This is a genomic window from Autumnicola lenta, assembly GCF_031846515.1.
Classification (GTDB): Bacteria; Bacteroidota; Bacteroidia; order Flavobacteriales; family Flavobacteriaceae; genus Autumnicola; species Autumnicola lenta.
Map to the genome: position 1 here is coordinate 61,790 of NZ_JAVRHO010000015.1, position 15,719 is coordinate 77,508.

Genomic DNA, 15,719 nt, shown 5'->3' on the forward strand with positions numbered 1-15,719 from the left:
AATAAAAGATTGCTGGGTTGTTAAAAATGAAGGTTGAATTGTTTATATATAAACCTTAACGCATCAAACATCGACAAGAACGATAAAGAACCGAAATAGTGGGTTAGACCATAGTGTTAAACATCATCATCTACTTCCATGATCCGTTTATTGGCTTTAAAAGGGCGAATAATCAACCTTGCGGCTTTATCGAAGTTTATGTAATTATAAATCCAGTTAAAAAAAGTTACCAACCTGTTCCTGAAGCCAATAAGGAACCACAAATGCACAAACATCCATACAAACCATGCAGAAAAGCCTCCAAATTTGAGTTTACCCATATCTACCACGGCGCGGTTTCTCCCTACTGTAGCCATGGTACCTTTATCATAATAATCAAAAGGCTCCAGTTTTTCTCCCTTAACCAGCCTTTTCAGATTTTTGGCCAGATGTTTCCCCTGCTGAATTGCCGGTTGGGCCACCATAGGATGCCCCTTTGGATATTCCTCACTTTGCATTAGCGCAATATCGCCAATGGCAAAAATATTTTCATAGCCGTTCACCTGGTTAAACGTATTTACCTCGTACCGGTTTGCTTTTTCCACCATAGCCGAAGCATTTAATCCCTTAACAGGAGCGCCTGTAACCCCCGCGGACCAGATAAACGTTTCTGTTTTTAAAGCCAGGTCGGTATTGGTTTTCACCAGTTCCCCATCGTAGTTTTCCACCATGGTATTTAAATGGATATGGACACCCAGTTCTTCTAAAAAGCGATGTGCTTTTTTAGAAGATTCCTCGCTCATAGGTGGCAAAACCCGTGGCAATCCTTCCAGAAGGTGAATATTCATTTCGTTTGGATCAATATCGGGATAATCGTTTGGCACCACATTATTCCTAAGCTCAGCAATGGCGCCGCTAAGTTCAACGCCTGTTGGACCTGCGCCTACAATCACAAAATTAAGGAGTGCTTTCCTTTTTTCAGCATCATCTGTAATTACGGCCTGTTCCAGGTTTTCCAGAATTAAACTTCTTATATTTAGCGCCTGCGGAACGGTTTTCATCCACATTCCGTTCTTTTCTATACTTTCATTTCCGAAGAAATTGGTTTTTGAACCCGTTGCAATCACCAGGTAATCGTAAGAAATATCGCCAATATTGGTATGGATCAGGTTTTCTTCCGCAGTAATTGAAGAGACTTCGGTAAGCCTGAAAAAGCATTTTTTGCTATCCCGTGTTATTTTCCTTAAAGGATAGGCGATAGAATCGGGCTCCAAACTGGCTGTGGATACCTGGTACAATAAAGGCTGAAAAGTGTGGTAATTATGCCTGTCCAGCAAAACCAGCTGAAAATCTTCCTTAAGCAGTTTTCTTGCAAGTGCCATCCCGGCAAAACCTCCTCCAATTATTACTACCCGGGGCAAATCGCTATGGGGAATATTCATATATCAAAACGTTTAAATCCTAATTTAAGGCTTATCCTGCTCTGGAAGAAAAATTCCCTGCTCATTAACTATAATTTATAGTTTTTTGTAACATTGTATCTCTTCAGGCTACATATAACAGCTAACCAAGTAATGTGGATAAGGACCTAGAACATCAGTTTGTTACCAATCTGGAAAAACACCAGAATATTGCGCACAAAATATGTCGCATTTACACAAATGATCAGGCTTCGCACAACGATTTATTCCAGGAAATTACAATTCAGCTTTGGAAAGCTTATCCAAAATTTCGTGGAGATGCCAAGTTTAGTACCTGGATGTACAGGGTCGCCCTAAATACTGCAATTACGCTTTATCGTAAGAAAAAGCGCGGAATTCAGACTCAGGACTACGACACTGTCCATTTCAAAATTAAAGCGGAAGAGTATGATGATGAAGCAGAGCAGCAGATTAAGTTGATGTATGACGCCATAAAAGAATTAAATGATATTGAAAAAGCCCTGGTTTTTTTATACCTGGAAGACAAAAATTACCGTGAGATATCTGAAACCCTTGGGATATCTGAAGTAAATGCAAGAGTGAAAATGAATAGGGTGAAAACAAAGTTGAGAACAATATTAAATCCTTAGAAAGTTGATGGATGGATTGGATTTATTAAAGAAAAACTGGAAAAAGCAGGAAGAAAACCTTCCGCACCTTTCCTATGATGATATTTATAAAATGATTTGGAAGAAGTCTTCTTCTATTGTTAAATGGATATTTATCATCAGTATTATCGAATTCCTTCTGGGCACGCTGTTAAGCATTGCCCTGGCCGATAAGGAATACTGGCAGCAAATGGAAACGCTGCACCTTAAAGAATTTATGATTTTTGCAGAAGTAATTAGCTATCCTATTACCTTGTACTTTATCTACCGGTTTTATAAAAATTACAAAAAGATCTCGTCTACAGATAGTGCTTCAAAACTAATGCGCGATATTCTAAAAACAAGAAAAACAGTAAAATTCTATATTGCTTACGTATTAATTTCCATAGCCATAATTTCCATGGTTTCCGTGTATATTTTACTGCACTATCACGTCCTGGAAGTAAACGCAGACGATGCATCAAAATACGTTTTTGATACGGTAGACTGGATTAAAATGATTGCAATTCTAAGCATTGCACTTATTTTACTTCTGGGCGTTATCTGGTTATTCTATAAATTACTCTACGGAATTCTTTTAAAAAGACTAAACCGTAACTATAAGGAGCTGAAGAATCTGGATGTTTGAATTTAAGTTTGGAGTTTGGAGTTCGGAGTTCGGAGTTCGGAGTTCGGAGTTTGAAGTTTGAAGTTTGAAGTTCGGAGTTTGGACCTAAAGTTAAAGCTTTAATAGCTATCTCTTCGTTGTACCCTCTGCGCAAATCTGCGATATCTGCGGGAGAAATTTGAGAACCTATTTTTAAAGTTTGCAGTTAAATTTATAACATAGATCAAAAATGTCAATTTTCGACCTTCATAAAAGAGTTCGGAGTTGGAGTTTGGAGTTCGGAGTTCGGAGTTCGGAGTTCGGAGTTCGGAGTTCGGAGTTCGGAGTTTAAAAAAGTTAAAAAGGGAAAGAGTTAAAGAGGGAAAAAGTTATCTTCTTGGAAACAATCAATAGGTTTCTCTCTTGAACTTGTTTTGTGGGTTGTCTTTGTATTCTGGTGAATTGTGAGGTTAGGAAAATGCTTTAATAGCTGCATCTTCGTTTGTACCCTCTGCGCAAATCTGCGATATCTGCGGGAGAAATCTGAGAACCATTTTTAAAGTTTGCAGTTAAATTTATAACACAGATCAAAAATGTCAATTTTCGACCTTGAGAAAAGAGTTTGCAGTTCGGGGTTTGGAGTTCAAAAAGTTAAAAAGGGAAAGAGTTAAGGAGGGAAAAAGTTATCTTCTTGGAAACAATCAATAGGTATCTCTCTTGAACTTGTTTTGTGGATAGTACTTTTTCTTCTGATGAATTGTGAGGTTAGGAAAATTTTTCCTCTCTTCTCTTTCCTCTAAAAGTCAACCTCAAAAATGCCAATTTTCGACCTTCAGAAATACAGAATCTAAAATTTAAAATAATTTTCAGTATTCCCTTTTCTTATTAAGCTCTTCCATAGTGTTTAAAGCTTCCGTAGGGATCACTTTTGAAAAGGAAGCGTGCTGCTCTATTGCATATTCCAGTTTTTCAACAATTTCCTCTATAGATTCGTTATCATAATTGATTTCTAAAGGCTGCTTTATCTGAAATGATTGCAGTATTCCGCGTTTTTTGATGCGCAGCCCCTTTTTATCAAAAGATCTCCGAAAACCATCAATTACAATAGGAATAACAATAGGTTTATAATTTTTAATAATATGGGCCGTTCCTTTTCTAATGGGCTTAAAAGGTTTTGTTGTGCCTTGCGGAAAGGTGATTACCCAGCCGTCATTTAAAGCATCTGCAATATTTTCAGAATCCTGCGGATTCACATTCCGCTGAATTTCCTTTCCTTTTTCCCGCCAGGTTCTTTCTACCGTAATTGCACCGCCGTAGGCCATTATCCTGGTGAGCAAACCCGCCTGCATAGTCTCTTTTGCAGCTACATAATAAATATTAAGTTTTGGATTCCAGATATATCCCACATTTTTAATGGAATCTACCCTCCCGCTCAAACTGGCATTAAAAACATGGAACATGGCCACTACATCTGCAAAATAGGTCTGATGGTTCGATACAAAAAGAACGTTGGTATCAGGAAGATTCTTTATAATATCAGATCCTTCAATTTTTAGTTCGTTAAAGCCGCGGTATCTCCTGTGGGTAAGCAAACCAAATATGCGAATAAGCCACTTCTTCAGAAATAAAATATGTCCAAACGGATTTTTTTTAAAAAGGCCCATTATCTGAAACTACAAATTATAACTAGTTTTTAGAAACATATTTTTAAACGGAGGCAAATATAATGATTAGTTCCTTACAGGACCTTCACCAGCATTTCCTTTATTTCACTCAGCATCATTCCTGTGGCACCCCAAACGATATGACCATTAAGGCTGAAAGCCGGTACTTCTACATTTTTAGCATAGGACGTGCTTAGCACTTGTTTTACCATATTATTTTCGTCCAGAAAATGCTCAAGGTCGACTTCAAGGATATCTTCTACTTCAGATTCCTGCGCAACCAGAACCGGCGTAGTTTCCATAATCCCAATAAAAGGATGAACCCAGAAGTTACTAGGGGGAATATAAAGTTTTGTCAGTTCTTTAATAACCGTTACTGCTTTTGCAGGAACTCCTACCTCTTCTTCTGTTTCCCGAAGTGCAGTTTCTGAAAGATCCTTATCCTCCTCTTCCACCCTTCCGCCGGGAAAACCGACCTGATTGGAATGAACGCCCCTATAGGTTTTCCTTAAAATTAAAACCAGTTTGGTTTGTGAAAGCTCATCAGGATAAAAAAGTGCCAAAACACCTGCTTCGTTCGGTTTTTGCTTTTCAATATCAACATTGGCAAGCTCCTGTATTCTCATTAGAGGAGCTAATTTATGATGTGCAGCCTCTCCCGGTAATTCAATTTTTTTTAATTTTGATATCTTAGATTTAAAGATTTTGAATTCCATGAGATATAGCCTTTCAATAATTGCCGGTTTTCTGATTCTTTTTTTTGCAAGTTGTGAAGATAAGAATTCTTCTCAGAAAAGTGCTGCCGAAACTGTAGCCGAGAAAATGGAGAATGATAGTACAGCAATAGACGTTGCCAAAGATTATACAGAAGAAGAAAAAATAGAAGAAAAGGGGCTGGGAGAAGCTTATCCTATTCCGCAGGAAGAACTTATTCCGTTCTTAACTCAATATGGGAAGGAAAATCAGGAAAACCGGGTAAGGATCGTTACCAGTTTTGGTGATATCGAGGTTACGTTGTTTCGGGACACTCCTTTGCACCGGGCAAATTTTATAATGCTGGTTAAAAATGGCTATTTTGACAATACTTATTTTCATAGGGTTGCACCTGGATTCGTGATTCAGGGAGGAAATTCTGATAACGAAGCTACTTACGAAATGAGGCAGGATGTTGGCAATTATTTAATCCCAAGTGAATTTGATGCCGGCCATAGGCACACTTATGGCGCATTTTCCGCAGCAAAATACAGTGAACAAAATGTAAGCAAAGCTTCTTCTCCTTTCGAATTTTTTATCGTGGTAGACAAAGGTGGATCACCTCACCTGAATAATGACCACACTGTCTTTGGCAAAGTTACCAGTGGAATGGACGTAGCTGAAAAAATTGCTCAGGTAGAAACTGGCCAGTCAGAATGGCCTATTGACAATATTTATATGGATGTAGAAATCATTGAATAACATGTGGTCTTCAGGAGTGGTTTTTACTTCTTACCGTTGCGTATAATAATTGTAATCAGAAATTACCCGGTTTAAAAATTCCATCGGCCTCTCTTCATATTCTACATCCATTAATGCGGAAACCTTTAATGCAAGGGACAAGATAATGTTATGATTTCCGTTTGCTCTCGCCTTCCTATAAATTTCTTTAATTTCCTGAATATCTGAATCGTTTAAAACCGTTACCTGTGAATATTTAGGAGTGTAATTGCCGGGCAAATCAACGGCAAGGGTATTTTCTATTCCCATACGTTGTCTTTCAGATATTACCGTGGTCTTTGCCGCTAGATCACCAAGCCGCTGACCTTTACCATTTATCAAAATCATTACTACTGCCACAGCCCCGCTGGTTAAAGTAATATCAATAAATCTAAGCAGCCACCTTATGAGATAATTCGAAAAAGCAGGGCGGGAACCATCTTCTTTTACCACTCTTAAGTGCATGGTTGCTTTCCCCGGAGTTTGCCCGTCCCAGAATGTTTCCCAAAGAAGGTAGTAGAGAAAAACAGGTAAGCCCAACACCAGATAATACATCCAGGTACCTCCGCTGTCCAAATCTGTTCCCGAAATTATAAGCCCGGTTATGATGGTGTAGAGGATGAGTATAAAAGTATCTACAATATAAGCAACTATGCGTTCTCCAATCCCGGCCACATTCTGTTTTATACTAATATTTTGAGCCGTTTCTATTTGAAAATTATCCATTTAATCTGTTACTTTGAGTTCTAATTGGGAAACTATGCGCGAGGCCGCTTTTGTGAAGCAAAATAAGGATAAATGGTTGAAGTTTGAAAGCCTCCTTAAAAATAAAAACAGCATCCCCCCGGAGGAATTATCCGGAATTTATGTAGAGGTTAGTGATGACTTAAGCTATGCACAAACTTTCTATCCCAACAGCAATACCACTACCTACCTCAATGGACTTGCATCTACAGCTCATCAAAAAGTTTACAGAAATAAAAAAGAATCCCGAAAACGGTTCGTAAGCTTTTTTACTGAAGAATTTCCGCTATTCTTTTACCAATACCAGAGGCAATTACTTCTCAGCTTTTTAATTTTTGCATTATTCTCTATTGTAGGCGCATTTTCTGCAGCTAGCGACGGCTCCTTCATTCGCGGCATTCTCGGCGATTCTTATGTTAATATGACCCTGGAAAACATCGCTAATAATGATCCAATGGCGGTCTACAAAAATGCATCAGAAGTTGATATGTTCCTGGGAATCACCATTAATAATATTAGGGTAAGCCTTTTTGCTTTTACTCTCGGAATTCTTGCCGGTTTGGGCACAGCTTTTATTTTAATGCAAAATGCCGTGATGCTCGGTTCTTTTCAGTATTTTTTTTATGAACAGGGCCTGCTATGGGAATCAGCCAGGACAATCTGGATTCATGGTACCATAGAAATTTCGGTAATTATAGTTGCGGGATGTGCTGGTCTGGTGGTAGGAAAAAGCATTTTGTTCCCTGGAACTTATTCCAGGCTCAGGTCGTTTATTTCCGGCGTAAAAGATGGATTAAAAATTGTCATTAGTACAATTCCTTTCTTTATAATTGCAGGTTTTCTGGAAGGATTTGTTACCAGGATCACCCAGATGCCAGACTGGCTGGCAATAACAATTATTTCACTTTCTTTGGCTCTTATCGTTTTTTATTACGTCTTTTATCCAATTTATCTACATAATCAAAAATCAAAAAATGAATCCGGACTACATCAGGTTTAAAAAACAAAGGGAACTTGGGGAGATCCTTAGCATCCTTTTTAAATTCCTTCGGGAAAACTACAAGCTTCTTTTTAATGTCTTCGCAAAATTTGTTTCCCCGGCATTTGTGCTTCTTATAGCAGCAGTAAGCTATTATACGTATTCCACAATAGGAAGTCCCGTTTTTGCCACAGGAGTCTTTAGCGGTGGCGAATTTATTCTGTCGTTTATTCTTATGTTAATCGCTGTTCTTATATATACGGCTGCTTTAAACGGAGCAATATTTCATGTTATCAGTTCTTACATTAACAATAATGGAGATGTACAGGTTTCAGAAGTAGGGAAAGGATTAAAAGAAGATTTTGGGAAATTGCTTGGAATAACACTTATTTCCTGGGTTCTAATAGTGGCGGGAACTCTCCTGTTCATTATTCCCGGCGTTTATCTAACTGTTCCATTAACATTGAGTGCCGCTATTCTTGTTTTTAGAAGAGGTAACATCATGGACAGCATCTCAGATTCTTTTCAATTAGTTAAAGATAACTGGTGGATGACCTTTTTCAGCCTTTTTGTTATTGGAATGCTAATATATTTAATAAGCTTTATCTTCCAAATTCCGTTATTGATTTACACCATCATTAAAACTTTTACGGTGATGCAGGAAGGTTCGGCGGCAGACCTTTCGGGAATGTTTGACTGGGTTTACATCACCCTTTCCATAATTGCATCGCTTATTCAATATATGTTGTACGCAATTATGCCCCTGGGAATTTCCCTTATATATTTTCATCTGAATGAAAAACAAAACTTCACGGGAACATTTGAATCTATAGAAAACCTAGGAAGAAGATAATGATCAGATTTATTTTAGCAATTTCACTCTGCTTTTTATGCTTCGGAAATGTTTTTCCACAAGCTGAAGGAACCACAGATTCTATTGCTGAAATAAGATATGATCGCAATGAAGACCTGAAACCGGCTACCTTCAATAAATCTGAAATTGAAGCCTATAAAAGCCTGGAAGAATTTGATTATCTGGATCTTGTAGAGAACGATTCGTGGTGGACGCGTTTTAAGCGGTTTATTAATTTGAAATACGAGCAGTTTACAGCTTGGTTGTTTGGGGATTATACACCCGGAGGCTTTCTTCAATTTATCATAACGATTTTCCCTTATGTTATCCTGGCAATTGTGCTCGGCTTCGTTTTCTGGCTCATTACACGGCTGGATCCTAAAAGTTCGCTACTTAGTACTCCGGTAGAACCTGAGGTTTTTCTAAGTGAAGAGGAAGAAATCATCCAGTCTAAGGATATAAGTCGATTAATTGAAGAAGCCATTGCCAACAAAGAATACCGGCTTGCCGTACGTTATTACTACCTTCTAAACCTAAAGCGATTGGATGAGAACGGAATTATATCTTATCAGTTCCAGAAGACAAACCAGGATTATTCTGCTGAAATCCAGAAGGAAACTATAAAACATCAATTTCGGAAGATTACCAGGCTTTATGATTTTATCTGGTATGGTGATTTTAAAGTTTCAGAAACAGATTTTCGTTTAGCTGAAAGAGGTTTTATTCAGATGAATTCAATATTAGAAAATTCAGCAAATGAATAAAACATTTAAATTAACATTTGCTCTTTTCCTATTGCTGGTTCTCGCCCTTACCTGGCTGGAAGCTACAGAGCCGGAACCGGTGAACTGGTCTCCCAGCTACGTAGCCAAAGATAAGATTCCGCTGGGAAGCTTTGTTTTTTTCGAGAGCTGGAAAAAGAGTACTTCTTCAGAAATTGAAGAAATAAAAATTCCACCTTACGAGTTTTTTATGCAGGACAGCCTTCCGCAAGGCACCTATTTTTTCCTGAACCACTATATCGCTTTTGACGATGACGAACTAAACAATCTTCTGGAATGGGTAGGAAAAGGAAATTCCGCGTTTATTTCGGCAGATTATCTTAGTATGAATCTTCTGGACACGCTGGACCTGGGAATAAATGAATTTATAAGTAACAAAGATTTTACTTCCCGGCCAAAGTTTAATTTGGTGAACCCGGAGCTTAAGAGTGCAGAATCTTATAAATTTGATCATGATATTGAAGCTATCTTCTTCAGTAAAATAGACACTGCGCGGCACACTGTTCTTGGCGTGGCAAATCTCGAAGAAGAAGAAGTTACTTCTAAAGAACAAAAAATAAATTTTATAAAAGCTCCCTTCGGAAATGGCCAATTTCTGCTGCATACCAGTCCTCAGGCCTTCAGCAATTACTTTTTACTTTCTGAAAACAACCACGAGTATGCAGAAAAAGTTCTGGCATATATAGACGATAATGGGCAAATTTTATGGGACGGTTACTATAAATCCGGCAAGACGTTTTACTCATCACCGCTTTACATTCTTCTTAACCGAAGAAGTTTAAAATGGGCTTATTATTTTGTGATTATTGCGGGTGTCCTTTTTATAATCTTTGAAGGCAAAAGAAAACAACGTCCAATTCCTGTAGTGAATCCGCAAAAAAATCAAACGTACGAATACACTCAGACCATTGCAGATTTGTACCTTGAACAGAAGCAGTATAAAGAACTTGCCACAAAAAAAATTGAATTGTTCCTTGAGTATATCAGGCTTCATTATCGTATTCCTACACAGGAAATAAATGAACAATTTTACCTGGATTTATCTTCACGGGCAGGAAAAACGCCTGAAGAAGCGAAGGAGTTATTTAATAGAATCAATCAAATTAAAAGCAGGGCGCAGATTTCTAAAGAAGAATTTTTAGTATTAAGCCGGGCGATTAATGAGTTTAAAGACATAAAAGATGGAAAGCGAAGAAATACAACCTAATGAAGGTGAACAAAGAGAAGAGCTGAATTTCGATAATCGGGTTCCTCTGGAGGATCTCAAAAATTCTGTTGAAAAGCTGAAAGAGCAGCTGGCAAAAGTAATTGTTGGCCAGGACGAATTTGTAGAGCTTCTTATCGTGGGTCTCCTTGCCAATGGTCATGTGCTTATAGAAGGAGTTCCGGGAGTGGCAAAAACAGTTACGGCCAAGCTTTTTGCAAAAAGTCTCGAAACCGGATTTAGCCGAATTCAATTTACTCCAGATCTTATGCCCAGTGACGTATTGGGAACTTCTGTGCTCAACATGAAATCTTCGGAGTTTGAATTTAAGCCGGGCCCAATTTTCTCCAATGTTGTTCTTATTGATGAAATTAACCGTGCTCCCGCAAAAACTCAGGCTGCACTTTTTGAAGTCATGGAAGAACGGCAAATCACGATAGACGGTAAACAATACAACATGGAAGCCCCTTTTATGGTTCTTGCCACACAAAATCCTATCGAGCAGGAAGGAACCTATGCCCTTCCCGAAGCGCAACTGGACAGGTTTTTATTTAAAATTGATGTGGGATATCCTTCTACAGAAGATGAAGTTAAAATTCTTCAATCCCACCACGAGCGTAAAGGCAAACTTCCTGAAGCTAATATAGAAGCGGTGCTTCATCCTGATAAGTTGCTTACACTTAAGGAGCAAATTCATGAGATTTTGGTTGAAGAAAAGTTACTGAATTACATAGCCCAGCTCGTCGGGAAAACACGCCAGCATCCTCATCTATACCTCGGCGCTTCTCCCAGGGCTTCTATTGCGGTGATGAATGCCTCCAAAGCTTTTGCCGCTATTAACGGGAGGGATTTTGTTATTCCTGAAGATATTAAACGCGCCCTGAATCCTGTTTTAGGACATAGAATTATTCTTTCTCCAGATCGTGAAATGGAAGGAATGACGACTAAAAATGTCCTTGAAATGATTACACAATCTGTTGAAATACCACGATAGGTGATAAAATTCTTCAAATCTTTATATTTTACACAACGGGTTTTTGTGGCGCTTTTCACAATTGCCGTGATCTTCCTGTTTTCGTATTGGTTTGAAGTTCTCTATACAGTCGCCTGGCTTTCTGTGGTTGTGTTTTTGCTCTTCGTACTGCTGGATATAGTAACCCTTTTTAAGAATACCGGACTTACCGCAACGAGAATTCTCCCCGAAAAATTCTCGAATTCCGATGAAAATCCGGTAAAAGTGGAAATCCGGAACAAATACAATTTCCAAATTCAGTGCGAAGTAATAGATGAACTTCCGGTACAATTTCAGAAAAGGGATTTCCTTAAAATTTTTACTATTCCTGCAAAGGGAAAACACACATTCGAATACTTGGTGCGACCCGTTCATCGCGGGGAATACTTCTTCGGAAAATTAAACCTTTACGCCACTACCAAATTAAGGCTTGCCAAAAAGCGGCAGGTATTTGATGAAGATCAGATGGTAAAGGTTTACCCTTCTTTTATTCAGATGAAAAAATTGGATTTTCTGGCTATGGATAATAAGATTTCCCAACCCGGCCTTAAGAAAATCCGAAGGATTGGCCACACTATGGAGTTTGAACAAATCAAAGAATACGTAACGGGTGATGATGTACGCACAATAAACTGGAAAGCTACAGCGAAGCAGGGGAATTTAATGGTCAACCAGTTTCAGGATCAAAAAGCACAGCCTGTTTATTCCGTTATAGATACCGGCCGCGTCATGAAAATGCCATTTAACGGACTCAGTTTACTAGACTATTCCATCAACAGCGCCCTCGCATTTTCGAATGTTGCACTTAAGAAAAAGGACAAAGTAGGCTTCCTGAGTTTTTCCAATGAACTCGAATACCTTCTAGGTGCCAGTTCAAAATTCACCCAGCTCAACCGTATTCTGGAAACATTGTACAACGTAAAAACCGGGTTTCGTGATCCCGATTATAGTCTGCTCTATGCCCATATTAAAAAACAAATTAATCAACGTAGCCTGTTAATGCTTTACACTAATTTTGAACATCCTTCAGGGCTCAAACGTCAGCTTCCGTACCTAAAAGCGCTGGCAAGAAAGCACGTTCTGGTTGTGATTTTCTTTGAAAATACCGAAGTGCAAAAACTTATAGAAACAGATGCCGATTCTGTTGCTTCCAGTGCACATCAGACCATAGCAGAGCAGTTTTCTTATGATAAAATTAAAATGGCTAAGGAACTACAGCGCAACGGGATCCAAACCATTCTTACCAAACCCGAAGATCTTAGCATCAACACCATCAATAAATACCTGGAAATTAAAGCCAGGGGAATTTTATAAAAAATACAACTCAGGATTATAATTCTACGGTTCAGCAAAACTTTTTAGTTGTTAAATATACTTCAGGATATATTTGAAGTATAATTTTAAAACCAACAACTATGAAAATTTTAGCAGTATTAGCAAGCATCCTGTTCTTCAATTTCGCAACCGCTCAGGAAAATCAAGAAGAAAAAGGGAGCATCACAGCAATTGTAACCAACGCCACTAGTGATGAAGGAGAAGTTCTCTTCGGTTTATATTCCGAAGATACTTTTATGAAAACCGAGCCAGAATTTAGAGCTTTAAGTGAAGTGAAAAATGGTGTGGCCAAAGCTATCTTTACGGATATCCCGGAAGGAACGTATGCCATCATCGCCCTCCATGATAAAAATGGTAACAAAAGAATGGACTTTGACAGTAACGGAATGCCGATGGAAAATTATGGAACTTCAGGAAATGGAATGTCATACGGGCCACCTAATTGGGAGGATTCTCAATTTAAATTCGATAAAGAATCCCGCGAAATTGAAATAAGATTTTAATCATCCAATTAAGAAGTACCAGTAAAGGGTAGTATAAGCAACAGCTTAAATAAAGAGCCCGCCGATTTATTGATAATACTATAGAAAAAACCAATACCTTTGTAGCATAATCAATTTTGCTATTTATGACAATCACACAGCTACATTACGTTCTGGCTGTAGCAGAACATAAAAATTTCACAAAAGCTGCCCAAAAGGTATTTGTTACACAGCCTACGCTGAGTATGCAAATTCAGAAACTGGAAGAAGAGTTGGACATCCAAATTTTTGATCGGAGCAAGAAGCCTATTCAGCTTACCGAGACAGGTCAAAAAATTGTTCACCAGGCGCGGAATATTGTGAATGAAAGCGACAGGATAAAGGATATTGTAGACCAGCAAAAAGGTTATGTAGGAGGTATTTTTAAATTGGGAATAATCCCGACAGTAATGCCTACGCTCCTACCGCTTTTTATTACCAATTTTATTAAAAAATACCCCAAGGTAAAACTAAAAATTGAGGAGCTAAATACCGATGCTATTATCGAAAAATTGAAGGAAGGTCACCTGGATGCAGCTATTGCGGCTACACCTCTGGAGCAGGAAGGTATTAAGGAAAATCCACTTTATTACGAACCTTTTGTTGGATATATTCCGCCTTCACACCGCCTGAATAAAAAGGAAAAAATTGCTGTAAGTGATCTCGATCTGGATGATATACTCCTACTTCAGGATGGCCATTGCTTTAAAGATGGAATTATTAATCTTTGCAAAGTAACCCGTGGTACCAACGATGATCATTTTCAACTGGAAAGTGGAAGTTTCGAAACATTAATAAGCCTCGCAAACGAGGGACTGGGAATGACACTACTCCCCTATCTCCACACCCTCGAACTCAAAGAATCAGAAAAACAGCATTTAAAAATGTTTGAAGATCCTGTACCTGCCCGGGAAGTGAGCCTTATTTACAATCGCAGCGAATTAAAAATGCAGATAATTGAGGCTATGCGCAGCACCATTGCCGGCGTTATAAAAGGAGCAATAGCCTATCAAAACGTACAGATTATAAGTCCAATAAATAAAAAGTGAAATAGTTGCTCTTCTGAAAACCTAAACCTAATTTTTATTATCTTGAATGGAGTCAAAAAGACAAACCAACTCCTCAACTGCGCTCGGTCTGACAACTTTGCTATAAATATTGTTGTTGGAGATTTACCAGAAGCATAAATAGTAAATCGAAACTGAAGTAAGACAGTAAAAGAAAAAGCGGCTCGAAGGCCGCTTTTTTCTATGGATTTAAATAAATTAAACAACTATTTAATTCGGGGTTCTGCCGGGTTAAAGAAATAATCCAGATTTTTAGTTCCTCAATTTCATGAGGCAGCAATCTGTCCATTGCTTTATTGACTTCCTTACAGAACAGCGTAGCATCAAAACTCACTTTGTCAAGTACTGTTTTGGTGTATTCAAACATCGCTCTCGCCATAATTTGATACCTGGTTTAGTTAGAAAAAATGATTAAAAAAAGGTAGAATTGTTTCTATAGGCTTAGATTAATACTTTCTAAATATAGGTAATTTATTTTAAATTACGATGTACGAAAACGATTTAGTTCGTTAGAACCTTCTATCCCCACCAATCACATCTCCCAAGCCACCTAAAATACTACCTTCTCCTTTATCCTTGCCTCCACCCTGCGGTGCCGCCTGAAGAACTCTGTTTGCCAGTCGGCTAAAAGGCAAAGACTGGATATAAACCGTCCCGGGTCCAGTGAGCGTAGCAAAGAACAAACCTTCGCCACCAAAAAAGGTGTTCTTTATACCACCAACGAATTCGATATCATAATCAATATCCTGTGTAAAGCCAATTATACAACCAGTATCCACTTTTAATTTCTCACCAGGTTGTAATTCCTTTCTTGCCATAGTTCCGCCTGCATGAACAAATGCCATACCATCTCCCTCTACTTTTTGCATAATAAAACCTTCCCCTCCAAAAAAACCACGACCAAACTTTTTACTGAACTCAATTCCAATGGAAACGCCTTTTGCAGCACATAAGAAAGCATCTTTTTGACAAATAAACTTCCCGTTAAACTTTGTAAGATCTATGGATATGATCTTTCCCGGATAGGGAGATGCAAAACTTATTTTTTTCTTTCCCTGTACCTCATTCGAGAAGATGGTCATAAAAAGACTTTCACCGGTTAGAAGCCTCTTTCCTGCTCCCAGCACTTTCCCCAGAAAACCTTCATCCTTGGCAGAACCATCGCCAAAAATGGTATTCATCTGGATGCCGTTGTCCATCATCATAAAATTTCCGGCTTCAGCAATTACCGCCTCCTGTGGATCCAGCTCCAGCTCTACGTACTGCATTTCCTCTCCAAAAATCTGGTAATCTATTTCATGTGCGTTCATTGGTTAAATGTTTAAGGTTCAATGTTTAAAGTTGAAAAAAATTCGCGTTGTCTGTTGTCTGTTCCTTTTCGCAGAATAACTCCTTAAATCCTGATTTCAAAATTTCACGGGTTCACTCTTT

At 38.4% G+C, this 15,719-nt stretch carries 17 protein-coding genes; 11 read left to right on the forward strand and 6 right to left on the reverse strand.

Going from position 1 to position 15,719, the window contains the following annotated elements; translation table 11 throughout:
* Positions 1–116: 116 nt before the first annotated feature.
* Positions 117–1,421 carry an NAD(P)/FAD-dependent oxidoreductase gene (locus RM545_RS11575; RefSeq protein WP_311495441.1) on the reverse strand — a complete coding sequence of 435 codons (1,305 nt, stop codon included), beginning with the start codon at positions 1,419–1,421 and terminating at the stop codon, positions 117–119.
* A gap of 134 nt (positions 1,422–1,555) precedes the next feature.
* Between RM545_RS11575 and RM545_RS11580 the strand changes: the two genes are divergently transcribed.
* Both RM545_RS11580 and RM545_RS11585 read left to right on the forward strand, forming a co-directional pair.
* Complete coding sequence (locus RM545_RS11580; RefSeq protein WP_311484448.1) at positions 1,556–2,050, forward strand: RNA polymerase sigma factor; 495 nt, start codon at positions 1,556–1,558, stop codon at positions 2,048–2,050.
* A 7-nt stretch (positions 2,051–2,057) separates the two neighbouring features.
* The gene (locus RM545_RS11585; RefSeq protein ID WP_311495442.1) at positions 2,058–2,696 is read left to right on the forward strand and encodes a DUF8845 family protein; all 639 of its coding nucleotides are present in this window, start codon (positions 2,058–2,060) and stop codon (positions 2,694–2,696) included.
* A gap of 824 nt (positions 2,697–3,520) precedes the next feature.
* Here RM545_RS11585 and RM545_RS11590 read toward each other — a convergent pair.
* Positions 3,521–4,318, reverse strand: coding sequence for a lysophospholipid acyltransferase family protein (locus RM545_RS11590; RefSeq protein WP_311495443.1), 798 nt, complete (start codon positions 4,316–4,318; stop codon positions 3,521–3,523).
* Between the two features lie 74 nt (positions 4,319–4,392).
* Entirely contained in the window at positions 4,393–5,034 is a 642-nt protein-coding gene (locus RM545_RS11595; RefSeq protein WP_311495444.1) for an NUDIX hydrolase, read from the reverse strand.
* On the opposite strand from RM545_RS11595, the gene RM545_RS11600 reads away from it, so the two are divergent.
* Positions 5,033–5,773, forward strand: coding sequence for a peptidylprolyl isomerase (locus RM545_RS11600; protein ID WP_311495445.1), 741 nt, complete (start codon positions 5,033–5,035; stop codon positions 5,771–5,773). The genes RM545_RS11595 and RM545_RS11600 overlap by 2 nt on opposite strands.
* 30 nt (positions 5,774–5,803) lie before the next feature.
* Here RM545_RS11600 and RM545_RS11605 read toward each other — a convergent pair whose 3' ends face one another.
* Positions 5,804–6,517 (reverse strand): RDD family protein, encoded by a 714-nt coding sequence (locus RM545_RS11605; protein ID WP_311495446.1) that lies wholly within the window; start codon positions 6,515–6,517, stop codon positions 5,804–5,806.
* Positions 6,518–6,551: 34 nt separating this feature from the next.
* Here RM545_RS11605 and RM545_RS11610 point away from each other — a divergent pair, with 34 nt between their 5' ends.
* From RM545_RS11610 to RM545_RS11645, 8 genes are all read left to right on the forward strand, one after another.
* Positions 6,552–7,535, forward strand: a complete 984-nt coding sequence (locus tag RM545_RS11610; protein WP_311495477.1) for a stage II sporulation protein M — start codon at positions 6,552–6,554, stop codon at positions 7,533–7,535.
* The gene (locus tag RM545_RS11615; protein WP_311495447.1) at positions 7,510–8,367 is read left to right on the forward strand and encodes a YciC family protein; all 858 of its coding nucleotides are present in this window, start codon (positions 7,510–7,512) and stop codon (positions 8,365–8,367) included. Before RM545_RS11610 ends, RM545_RS11615 begins: the two co-directional genes overlap by 26 nt.
* Positions 8,367–9,131, forward strand: a complete 765-nt coding sequence (locus RM545_RS11620) for a DUF4129 domain-containing protein (protein WP_311495448.1) — start codon at positions 8,367–8,369, stop codon at positions 9,129–9,131. Before RM545_RS11615 ends, RM545_RS11620 begins: the two co-directional genes overlap by 1 nt.
* A complete protein-coding gene (locus RM545_RS11625) occupies positions 9,124–10,356 on the forward strand; it encodes a DUF4350 domain-containing protein (protein ID WP_311495449.1) in 1,233 nt (410 codons plus the stop codon). The genes RM545_RS11620 and RM545_RS11625 overlap by 8 nt, the downstream gene beginning before the upstream one ends.
* Positions 10,331–11,347 (forward strand): AAA family ATPase, encoded by a 1,017-nt coding sequence (locus RM545_RS11630; RefSeq protein WP_311495450.1) that lies wholly within the window; start codon positions 10,331–10,333, stop codon positions 11,345–11,347. The genes RM545_RS11625 and RM545_RS11630 overlap by 26 nt, the downstream gene beginning before the upstream one ends.
* Entirely contained in the window at positions 11,348–12,679 is a 1,332-nt protein-coding gene (locus RM545_RS11635; RefSeq protein WP_311495451.1) for a DUF58 domain-containing protein, read from the forward strand.
* 101 nt (positions 12,680–12,780) lie between these two features.
* Positions 12,781–13,203, forward strand: a complete 423-nt coding sequence (locus RM545_RS11640; RefSeq protein WP_311495452.1) for a DUF2141 domain-containing protein — start codon at positions 12,781–12,783, stop codon at positions 13,201–13,203.
* Positions 13,204–13,328: 125 nt separating this feature from the next.
* Positions 13,329–14,270: a LysR family transcriptional regulator gene (locus tag RM545_RS11645; RefSeq protein ID WP_311495453.1), complete on the forward strand. Its 942-nt coding sequence runs from the start codon at positions 13,329–13,331 to the stop codon at positions 14,268–14,270.
* Between the two features lie 199 nt (positions 14,271–14,469).
* Here the strand turns inward: RM545_RS11645 and RM545_RS11650 are convergent, their stop codons facing one another.
* Positions 14,470–14,667 carry a hypothetical protein gene (locus RM545_RS11650; protein ID WP_311495454.1) on the reverse strand — a complete coding sequence of 66 codons (198 nt, stop codon included), beginning with the start codon at positions 14,665–14,667 and terminating at the stop codon, positions 14,470–14,472.
* 130 nt (positions 14,668–14,797) lie between these two features.
* Positions 14,798–15,598: a TIGR00266 family protein gene (locus RM545_RS11655; RefSeq protein WP_311495455.1), complete on the reverse strand. Its 801-nt coding sequence runs from the start codon at positions 15,596–15,598 to the stop codon at positions 14,798–14,800.
* Positions 15,599–15,719 lie beyond the last annotated feature (121 nt).

Bases quoted from the DNA above. Each gene is read 5' to 3' on its own strand.
- RM545_RS11575 (WP_311495441.1), bottom strand. From the start codon at position 1,421: ATGAATATTCCCCATAGCGATTTGCCCCGGGTAGTAATAATTGGAGGA.
- RM545_RS11585 (WP_311495442.1), top strand. From the start codon at position 2,058: ATGGATGGATTGGATTTATTAAAGAAAAACTGGAAAAAGCAGGAAGAA.
- RM545_RS11590 (WP_311495443.1), bottom strand. From the start codon at position 4,318: ATGGGCCTTTTTAAAAAAAATCCGTTTGGACATATTTTATTTCTGAAG.
- RM545_RS11600 (WP_311495445.1), top strand. From the start codon at position 5,033: ATGAGATATAGCCTTTCAATAATTGCCGGTTTTCTGATTCTTTTTTTT.
- RM545_RS11595 (WP_311495444.1), bottom strand. From the start codon at position 5,034: ATGGAATTCAAAATCTTTAAATCTAAGATATCAAAATTAAAAAAAATT.
- RM545_RS11605 (WP_311495446.1), bottom strand. From the start codon at position 6,517: ATGGATAATTTTCAAATAGAAACGGCTCAAAATATTAGTATAAAACAG.
- RM545_RS11610 (WP_311495477.1), top strand. From the start codon at position 6,552: ATGCGCGAGGCCGCTTTTGTGAAGCAAAATAAGGATAAATGGTTGAAG.
- RM545_RS11615 (WP_311495447.1), top strand. From the start codon at position 7,510: ATGAATCCGGACTACATCAGGTTTAAAAAACAAAGGGAACTTGGGGAG.
- RM545_RS11620 (WP_311495448.1), top strand. From the start codon at position 8,367: ATGATCAGATTTATTTTAGCAATTTCACTCTGCTTTTTATGCTTCGGA.
- RM545_RS11625 (WP_311495449.1), top strand. From the start codon at position 9,124: ATGAATAAAACATTTAAATTAACATTTGCTCTTTTCCTATTGCTGGTT.
- RM545_RS11630 (WP_311495450.1), top strand. From the start codon at position 10,331: ATGGAAAGCGAAGAAATACAACCTAATGAAGGTGAACAAAGAGAAGAG.
- RM545_RS11640 (WP_311495452.1), top strand. From the start codon at position 12,781: ATGAAAATTTTAGCAGTATTAGCAAGCATCCTGTTCTTCAATTTCGCA.
- RM545_RS11645 (WP_311495453.1), top strand. From the start codon at position 13,329: ATGACAATCACACAGCTACATTACGTTCTGGCTGTAGCAGAACATAAA.
- RM545_RS11650 (WP_311495454.1), bottom strand. From the start codon at position 14,667: ATGGCGAGAGCGATGTTTGAATACACCAAAACAGTACTTGACAAAGTG.
- RM545_RS11655 (WP_311495455.1), bottom strand. From the start codon at position 15,598: ATGAACGCACATGAAATAGATTACCAGATTTTTGGAGAGGAAATGCAG.